The 6820-nt window shown below is 39.3% G+C and carries 7 protein-coding genes and 1 pseudogene; 3 read left to right on the forward strand and 5 right to left on the reverse strand.

Going from position 1 to position 6820, the window contains the following annotated elements; translation table 11 throughout:
- Nucleotides 1-87: 87 nt before the first annotated feature.
- Nucleotides 88-1248 (forward strand): putative peptidoglycan glycosyltransferase FtsW, encoded by a 1161-nt coding sequence (locus tag BKH46_RS08190; protein WP_095226354.1) that lies wholly within the window; start codon nucleotides 88-90, stop codon nucleotides 1246-1248.
- A 1-nt stretch (nucleotide 1249) separates the two neighbouring features.
- Here BKH46_RS08190 and tpx read toward each other — a convergent pair whose 3' ends face one another.
- Nucleotides 1250-1750, reverse strand: coding sequence for a thiol peroxidase (gene tpx, locus BKH46_RS08195; RefSeq protein WP_343286602.1), 501 nt, complete (start codon nucleotides 1748-1750; stop codon nucleotides 1250-1252).
- Nucleotides 1751-1891: 141 nt separating this feature from the next.
- On the opposite strand from tpx, the gene BKH46_RS08200 reads away from it, so the two are divergent.
- Nucleotides 1892-3292, forward strand: coding sequence for a PhoH family protein (locus BKH46_RS08200; protein ID WP_095226356.1), 1401 nt, complete (start codon nucleotides 1892-1894; stop codon nucleotides 3290-3292).
- On the opposite strand, the gene BKH46_RS08205 is transcribed toward BKH46_RS08200, so the two are convergent.
- Both BKH46_RS08205 and BKH46_RS08210 read right to left on the reverse strand, forming a co-directional pair.
- Nucleotides 3249-3449, reverse strand: coding sequence for a hypothetical protein (locus BKH46_RS08205; RefSeq protein WP_095226357.1), 201 nt, complete (start codon nucleotides 3447-3449; stop codon nucleotides 3249-3251). The genes BKH46_RS08200 and BKH46_RS08205 overlap by 44 nt on opposite strands.
- Nucleotides 3450-3458: 9 nt before the next feature.
- Nucleotides 3459-5690 (reverse strand): phage tail tape measure protein, encoded by a 2232-nt coding sequence (locus tag BKH46_RS08210; protein WP_095226358.1) that lies wholly within the window; start codon nucleotides 5688-5690, stop codon nucleotides 3459-3461.
- Nucleotides 5691-5782: 92 nt separating this feature from the next.
- On the opposite strand from BKH46_RS08210, the gene BKH46_RS08215 reads away from it, so the two are divergent.
- Entirely contained in the window at nucleotides 5783-6052 is a 270-nt protein-coding gene (locus BKH46_RS08215; RefSeq protein ID WP_143428934.1) for a hypothetical protein, read from the forward strand.
- A 129-nt stretch (nucleotides 6053-6181) separates the two neighbouring features.
- Here the strand turns inward: BKH46_RS08215 and BKH46_RS08220 are convergent, their stop codons facing one another.
- Both BKH46_RS08220 and BKH46_RS09545 read right to left on the reverse strand, forming a co-directional pair.
- Nucleotides 6182-6424, reverse strand: a complete 243-nt coding sequence (locus tag BKH46_RS08220) for a phage tail assembly protein (protein WP_172402603.1) — start codon at nucleotides 6422-6424, stop codon at nucleotides 6182-6184.
- A 208-nt stretch (nucleotides 6425-6632) separates the two neighbouring features.
- A pseudogene (locus BKH46_RS09545) lies at nucleotides 6633-6820 on the reverse strand (phage tail protein); the annotation flags it as partial.

Genomic DNA, 6820 nt, shown 5'->3' on the forward strand with positions numbered 1-6820 from the left:
GCAAATTCTATTCCAAAGATGGAATACGATAGAATTTCAGAAAGTTTTAGCTAGAATTGCACCACTTAAGTATCAAGATGAGGTTTTATGGCTGATACACGATTATTTTTATACACAGCTGTATTGATTACAATCGGCGTGATCATGAGCTATTCACTTTCTGCATATGTGGTGATTATCTATAATTATGGTGAGTTCCATTTTCTAGCTCGCCAGCTCTTTTCAGCGATTATAGGGATTTTATTGATGTGGATGCTCTCTCAAGTCGATCCTGATAAGGGCTTTAAACAGATTGGCTTTACATTATTTTTCATCGCTTTAGGGCTGATGGTGGTAATGCCATTTCTGCCTGAAAGCATTTCTAGCAGTGCTGGAGGGGCAAAACGATGGATCAGATTGCCCGGCTTCTCGCTCGCCCCATCAGAGTTTTTCAAGCTAGGGTTTGTATTTTTCCTTGCTTGGAGCTTTTCAAGGAAATTTGCCTTTGAAAACAAACGCAGTATCAAAGAAGAATTTTTGATTATTCTCCCATATTTGGCAGTCTTTATCGTGGTTGTCTTTTTGATTGCTGTGATGCAAAATGACCTCGGACAAGTGGTGCTTTTAGCTATCACACTTGGTGTGATGTTGATTTTTGCAGGGGGGAGTTTGCAGCTTTTTGGTATTTTGTTTTTTGGTGTCATTGGACTTGGCACACTCACGATTATCACAAGCAGCCACAGAATCTTGCGCGTAAAACTATGGTGGGCAAATGCACAAGATTCTATTCTAGCTATCCTCCCGCACAAAATAGCCGACTATATTCGCGTCGATAATCTCCCTGAGCCCTATCAGATCCATCACGCTACCAATGCCATTTACAACGGAGGATTTTGGGGGACGGGGCTGGGCGAGGGATTGATCAAGCTTGGGTTTTTGAGCGAAGTGCATACAGATATGGTCTTAGCAGGTATCACTGAAGAGCTCGGCTATATGGGGCTGCTTGTGTGTATCGGGCTATTTTGTGCGATCCTTTATCGCATATTCAAGATTGCCAATCGATTGCAAAATCAATCTTATTCTTTATTTTGTATTGGTGTAGCACTTTTGGTGGGCTTTTCTTTTATCATCAATGCATTTGGTGTGAGCGGTATCACCCCAATCAAGGGGATTGCCGTGCCTTTTTTGAGCTATGGCGGGAGTTCGCTGATTGCTAACTGCATCGCCATTGGTCTTGTATTGAGCCTATCAAGACAGGCAAAAATCTAGCTTATTGGATTGCTTTGAGTGGGGCTTGATAATCAGGTTCGTTTGTGATCTCTTCGCAAACCTCTCGATAAACAACCTTGCCCTTCGGATCTACCACAAAAACTGCACGCGTTAGCACGCCCTCAAGCGGACCATCTGCTAGCAAAACTCCATAATTCAAGCCAAATTCCTTTTTGCGAAAATCGCTCAAAGTGCTCAAATTCCCTATCCCCTCAGTCGCACAAAACCTGCCTTGTGCAAAGGGAAGATCCATAGAAACAACATACACATTAGCATTAGGGAGTGTGGCAGCTTTTTCATTGAATTTCCTTGTTTGCACAGCACACACGCCTGTATCTAAGCTTGGCACAACATTGATGATCTGATATTTGCCTTGTGCGCCCCCGATTTTGACTATTTGCAAGTCTTTATTGACAAGCCCTACTTCTGGGGCATTTTGACCGACTTGAAGCTCTTTCCCACTCAGTTTTACTGCATTGCCTTTGAATTTTACTGACATCAATTTTCCTTAAATTTTAATTTATCACTATAGATTCTCTTTAGGAGAGCCACTATTTTATTCAAAATAATTAAATATGGTTTTATGCAGACTTTAGCAAAACTTGCTAAAATGTAGAATATACTCACTTTTCAAAGGCACTTGATGACAAAAAAATCATACCTGCTTGATACCTCTATTATCCTTGATGATATCCAAAATATCCCCCATCTCTACCAAAACGCGCGCAACCAACTTTTCATCAACGATGTTGTCTTAGAAGAGCTCGATAAGAAAAAGGATCTCCCCAATGAAACAGGCTATTTTGCGCGTGAATTTTTTCGCTGTATCAATAGTGATAAAACACTCAAATCCCACCACAAAATCCGCACAATCGAAGGGGATTTTTTCAAAGAAGTGATGTTTTCAAAAAGCCCTTATGAAATCCCCATCACGCTCATCTATAGGCAAAAATACAAAACTGCTGGGCTTGACCACGGGCTCAATGACGCTAAAATCGCAGAAATTGCCAACGATTATGGCTTCATCTTGTTGAGTAATGACATCTCGCTAAAAATCCGCTCCCTAGCCAAAGGTATCCCCGCACAATCCCTCTATAGGGATCGTGTCGAAAACCCCAACGACATTGACTTTTGGCATTATTTCAACCTCCACAAAGATAGCCCCTTAGAAAAATTGAGCCTTGATGAGCGTTTCTGCAAGCTCAAAAATTGGAGTTTGATTGCCATCAGTGAGCAAGACAATACAGAAAGCTCTTTATATTTCACGGGCAAAAAACACTTTGGTATCAAACTTGATGGGAAGTTTGAAGAGTTCAGACTTGATGAGATTTTAGAAGAAAGCGATCCTTATATCAAGCCTATCAATCTTGAGCAAAAAATGCTCTATGCAATGCTGATCCACCCCAAAAACCGCGTAACCATTGCCACAGGCTCTACAGGCAGTGGCAAAACATTGATGGCGCTCCAAGCAGGGGTGCATTTAGTCAAAAAAGGCGTTGTCGATGGGATTATCTATATGCGCAATACCGTCACTGCCACAGACAAAGAATCTGAGCTGGGCTTTCGCAAGGGAGATGAAGCGCAAAAACTGAGTTATTTTATGTATCCACTCTATAGTGCGATTAATTTCACCATTGACAAGCTCCAAGAGCAGTCTTTGGCTAAAAAAATCGAATATCGTGGCGAGGTCAATACCATCGAAAAAAAGGACGCCACAGAATATTTTCTGCAAAAACACCATATTGAAATCGTCGATATAGCCCACGCTAGGGGTATCACTATCGGAAAAAAATTTGTTATTTTTGATGAAGTTCAAAACGCCTCTAATGCGACCGTTAAACTCATTGGCACACGGATTGGCGAGGAAAGCAGAGTGCTGTTTTTGGGCGATTGGGCACAGATCGACCACCCTTATTTGACAAAGTTCCGCAATGGAGCAGTGAGCCTTTTGCAAAAAGCCCTCCAAGATGATATTTTAGCTGGCATACAGCTCAGACAGACTATCCGCAGTGATATCGCTGCATATTTTGGTGAGCAATTCTAACCACCCTATATTCTGATTTTATTATCTTATCTAAAGGGTCTTTTAACTCCTCTTTTGGGGCGTTCTCTAGTTCTTTTTGCTTTTGTTTTTGCTTCTCTAGCTCCCTTTTTAACTCCTCTTTTTCATCTTTATACGGGTCTGTGAATATGTTTTTCATTGATTCCTCCTAAAAATCATCATCATAGCTATAGTCATTGATAGCACTTGCTATAGCTTGAGGGTGGGCGTTGGTGTTGATAGTGATGGTTTTATAATCATTGATTTGCCTTGAGTTGTCGTTATTGGCTACTTGAGAGAGTATCTTTTGTTGGTTTGTGTTGTAATTAGCTAGCGTGGAGTCAATGAGTCCTGCTTGGAGCGTTGGGCTTGGGCTTGTGTTTGGCGTGATTGTGAGTTGTGGGCTTGTGAGTCCTAAAAAGTCTGTGAGCTTGCCGATAGAATCAAATATGCTATTAAAACCATTTGAAAACCAATCAAAAATACCCTTAAACCACTCAAATATAGGGCTTAAGCTCTCTTTGATATTTTCCCATATCCCTATGAGCTTAGGTTCAATCTCCTCCCAATGGCTCACAACATAGCTAAGGGCTACCCCCAACCCCACGATTAAAGCCCCAATACCTGTAGAAATTAAAGCCCCCTTGATACTCCACATTGATATTTTAAACACATTAGCAAACAAGCCCACGCCCAAAGAGGCGATTTTAAAGCTTGAGTTGAGAGCAAACATTGAAGCCTTGAGTGCAAAATTCCACGCTATAGTAAGCTTTGAGATGGTATTTTGAAAGGCAAGGGCATAATTGAATCTAAAAATACCCAATACTGCTATTTTAAAGCCTGAATAAATGCCCTTTAAAGACAAAGAAAGGAGCCTAAAACTCAAAGTAAGAGAAGTGCTGATAATTTTTAGAGCCTTAAGAGAAAAGCCGAATGCTTTAGAAAATAAGGTAGTGAGTGCAAAACCCCCTCTAGTGATTTCAAGGGCTTTCCAAAGTAACTGAAATGGATAAAATACTAATAAACCGAATGCTCTCCAACTTGTATAAACTATTCCTATTGTTTTGCCTAAAGCAAGAAAGCTCACACTCCCCAAAATTGCCCATTGAGTTATCTTGCTATTTTTAACAAAATCACTAACCCACGATAACCCCTCTCTCAAAATATCAAATAAAGATTTTAGCACGGGGATAAATATATTTCCAATCGTTGATTTGAGTTCTGTCCAAGAGGCATTGAGCATAAAAATACTATCCCCAAACCCATCACCTGCAGCTCTATCCACTGCTCTCTGCAATGCCCCTGCAGAGTCTTTGGTAGAGTCTAGGGCTTTTTCAAAGGCTTGCACGCCATCTTTTGCAGCGTGGATATTATTTGCCATTTTCTTGCCAAATAGCTCAGAAATGACTCCAAACTGATCGCTTGAATCTAGGTCTTTGATGGAATATAAAAGTTGCTTGATAGCTTCTTGTGGGCTTGCCTGCATATCTTCTTTGAGTATCTCTGCTTCAATGCCTAGCTTGCCTAAGGCTTGCTTGAATCCATCTGTAGCATTATCGATATTATTGAGTTCTGTGAAAAATTTATTAATCCCTCCACTTGCCTCTGAAACCTCTAGCCCTGTGTTTAAAAATGCTGTGCTTAGAGCTAAGGCTTCTTTAGAGCTAAGACCAAAAGCCCTAGCCCCTGCTAGTGTTGCATTTGTAACTTGCATAATCTCTTTAGCACTCTCTCCTGTGCTTTGAGCCATAAAAGCTAAATCATCACCTAGTTTTTTGACCCCTTGATTATCAAGGTTAAAAGCCTTAGCAAGCGCATCAGTAAAGCCGACTGCTTCATCTTGAGATACCCCTAAGGCGATTTTAAAGTCAATGACATTTTGCGTGAAACCCTTTAACTGCGCTTTAGGCGTGCCTAGTTGTGCTGAGAGTTCAGAGATTTTAAGAATATCAGCTAAGCCCATACCATTGCTTTTACCCAAATCAAACATATCCTTTTTAAAGCCCTCTAGCTCCTTGTGTGAAAAGTTAGAGAATTTATTGATTTCATTGATGGCAGTGTTAAAATCTAGGGCTGTATGCACGGGGGCTGATATGAGTCCTTTGAAAGTTGCATATGTGCCTAGGGCTTGTGGGATTAGGTTTTTTAGTTGATTGGTTGCCTTATCTAGCTTTAAATCTAGCTCTATTTTAGTGGCTTCCTTTATCTTACTTTTCAGAATATTGATTTCTGCAGTAGGCATATTGTTTTTTAATCCTATCCTCAGTCCCTTGGTGGCTTCTTCAATGGATTTTTTGAGATTGAGTCCTAAGTCTAGTTTTGTAGCTTTAGTAACTCTGCTGATGGCTTTATTTAAGTCTTCAAGATTGGCTTTAATATCTAGCGTGATGGATGAGTTCATATGGTTCCTTTTGTCAAGTTCTTATTATCAATCTTGACTTTTTTAAATAAGTGATATACAATGAAATAAAAATCAACAAGGTATAAAAGATGATGAAAAAAGCACTTGTTAGAACTTATAATTTTCTTATTTGTATGGTGGTGGCTAACCCTGCCATATCTTTTATTATTGGATTTCCAACAATGCCTTTTAATTTTGAACTCGGTGCAACTATTGTGGGTTATGGGTTTGCCATATCGATAATTTACGCTCTGATATTCTTCATTTTTGGTGGAATTCTTTATACTATTATTAATACTCTTTATTACTTTGATTCTGATATTGAGATAGATATTGGTTCGGTTTTTATCAAACTCAAATAATCCCACTCTTTGCCTCCAATATCTTCTTAGAAATTTTTATGTAGTCTTCAAACTCACTCCACTGCATATTTTTAATATCCTTTAAACTAAAATGCAGGGTATGCCCGATAAGAGCAATACCCTCTCTAGTTACTTTGGGTCAAAGCCTAGAAAATCTTTTATCGTTTCTATCAAGGCTTTAAACTCTCTGATACTCATTTGATTGATAACCTCTAAGCTCAAATCCCCATCACTCATATCAATCAGTAGATTTTTAGCAATATTGAGTTCTTCTTTGCTCTTTTTTTGTGCTGATTCTAGTTGTAATATTGTGGGTTCTTTGAGTGTGATTTCTTTGCCATTTTTAAGAGTAAATGTTCTTGTTTCGTTCATTGTATGTCCTTTATTTGATTTTAATTGGGATTCTAAAGAATCCTTAAGACCACTACAGAGGGTAAAACCCTCTTTCGTTCCTAAAGCTAGGGTTATTCCGACTATGTCGTTCATCAACCCGTTTTTATAGGTTTTGGGATTTTTTCAAATCCTAACTCCAAAGAGATCCAAATCTCTCTCAACGCTTGTCTTGCCCTTGCCCCTCCTTTTATGTGATATTTTTTCTAATGGGGAAGTATTGGTCGATTCCATTGATGGCAAAAATAGAATTTGTAACATCATAGACTATGAGGGGTATTTTTTCTTTTTGGTATGTGAAAAGATACACTGCCATAGATAGCGACATTTCAACTTCTTTATTCATCTCAAAATTAGGGAATTGCAGGATTTTAGGCG

Origin of the sequence: Helicobacter sp. 12S02634-8, from assembly GCF_002272865.1 — a bacterium.
Lineage (GTDB): Bacteria > Campylobacterota > Campylobacteria > Campylobacterales > Helicobacteraceae > Helicobacter_J.

Coding starts and splice junctions, on each gene's coding strand:
- BKH46_RS08190 (WP_095226354.1), top strand. CDS start 88: ATGGCTGATACACGATTATTTTTATACACAGCTGTATTGATTACAATC.
- BKH46_RS08210 (WP_095226358.1), bottom strand. CDS start 5,690: ATGAACTCATCCATCACGCTAGATATTAAAGCCAATCTTGAAGACTTA.
- BKH46_RS08200 (WP_095226356.1), top strand. CDS start 1,892: ATGACAAAAAAATCATACCTGCTTGATACCTCTATTATCCTTGATGAT.
- BKH46_RS08220 (WP_172402603.1), bottom strand. CDS start 6,424: ATGAACGAAACAAGAACATTTACTCTTAAAAATGGCAAAGAAATCACA.
- BKH46_RS08215 (WP_143428934.1), top strand. CDS start 5,783: ATGAAAAAAGCACTTGTTAGAACTTATAATTTTCTTATTTGTATGGTG.
- BKH46_RS08205 (WP_095226357.1), bottom strand. CDS start 3,449: ATGAAAAACATATTCACAGACCCGTATAAAGATGAAAAAGAGGAGTTA.